Annotated in this window: 1 protein-coding gene; it reads right to left on the bottom strand. The window is 40.7% G+C overall.

Annotated features, from left to right (window positions below; all coding sequences use genetic code 11):
* Positions 1 to 561 precede the first annotated feature (561 nt).
* Positions 562 to 1,569 (bottom strand): SLBB domain-containing protein (locus H4J59_RS01380; RefSeq protein ID WP_182236169.1); only part of this gene is annotated, 1,008 nt, incomplete at its 5' end.

The raw sequence follows: 1,569 nt of genomic DNA, 5'->3' as shown, positions 1-1,569 counted from the left end.
GTTTAAAGTTTTGAGCTGTCAGCTATAAAAAACAGCTTTCAGATTCTTTGTCTGTTTCGCTTTACCCTACTGCGTTTTGTATTCGCTGTGCGGTTGACGGACTAAAGTCCGACCTACAAAACAATCACCTAAATCTACATTATCACCCGTAAGATCTTGTAGGTTGGACTTTAGTCCATCAAGTTAAATGAAATTTAACTGTTTTCGCACAAATGCGAACGACAAAATAAGGCCAACTGCAAATGTTTGTGATCCCAGCTCGTTAATAGCCGGCTGTTCAGTTGACGGACTAAAGTCCGACCTACAAAACAATCACCTAAATCTACATTATCACCCGTAAGATCTTGTAGGTTGGACTTTAGTCCATCAAGTTAAATGAAATTTAACCGTTTTCGCATTTATGCGAACGACAAAAAATAAGGCCAACTGCAAATGTTTGTGATCCCATTTCGTTAATAGCCCGCTGAACGGTTGACGGACTAAAGTCCGACCTACAAAACAATCGACCAACCTACATTATCACCCGTGGGCTCGATGTAGGGTGGACTTTAGTCCATCAAGTTAAAAACCGCTTATTGCTGCAACAGCTACAGCCGAATTATAAATAATTTGTGTGGCTGTTGACCATAATGTTAGATCATTCATGTATTCAGAATCTAATGGCACTACAATGGTGTCGCCTGGTTTTAATCCCGCATCTTCTGCGCCAGCAAACCAGTTACTTTCTTCAACCATTTTAATACTACCACTGGCCGAGATAACGTAAATGCGCTCGACGTCAGCACGTTTTTTAATACCACCACTTTGCGTAATATAGTCTTCAATCGACATGGTATTATTATATAAATGTGATGATCCCACCTGAATTTGGCCAATAACATTAACTGAATTGTTCTTAGTCGGTACATAAAGTACGTCTCCGCCTTCTAGTAACACATCATCATTATTTGCAGCCATTAAATTGGGCAGGTTAATGACTAAACGCCCTACTGGCTCTAATTTAGTAATATCGGCTAATATTTTTTGACCGTCGTCGTAATATGCTGAGCCACCTTGCTCAGTCAAAGATTTAGAAGCCATTTCAATACGTAAGTCGCCAACAAGCTTAGCTAGGTTTTTCTTTTCAAGTGCTTTTAACTTTATGCGGGTAAACACTGACGCATCAGGGTGAGCATATTGGGTTAAACCGCCGGCTTTACTGACTAAGTCGGCTAAGGTTTCACCACGACGAATGGTATATTTGCCAGGAAAGACAAACTCACCGCGTAATTCAACCACATGATTTTCACTCCAAGCCGGAATTTTATGTACATTCAGTCGATCTTTACTTTGCAAAGCAATATCGAAAACTTCATCTTTTTTTAAGGCTAAACCTAGGTCGACCTCTAAAGAAATTTTTGTCGCACCTGACGCGGTAAGTTTATTGCGAGTAACCTCTGCTCGCGCTAAGTAAGCAGATTCTTTCACGCCACCGGCGGCGGCTAATAAATCACTCACTTTTGCATTTTTCGCTAGCGGATAAACACCAGGAAATTTAACTTGGCCATCTACTTCAATCAGTTGAATGGG

This window comes from Colwellia sp. MB02u-10 (assembly GCF_014077185.1).
GTDB lineage: Bacteria > Pseudomonadota > Gammaproteobacteria > Enterobacterales > Alteromonadaceae > Cognaticolwellia.
Note: the sequence above shows the minus strand (reverse complement) of the source record. Positions and strands in the feature narration are given on the sequence as shown.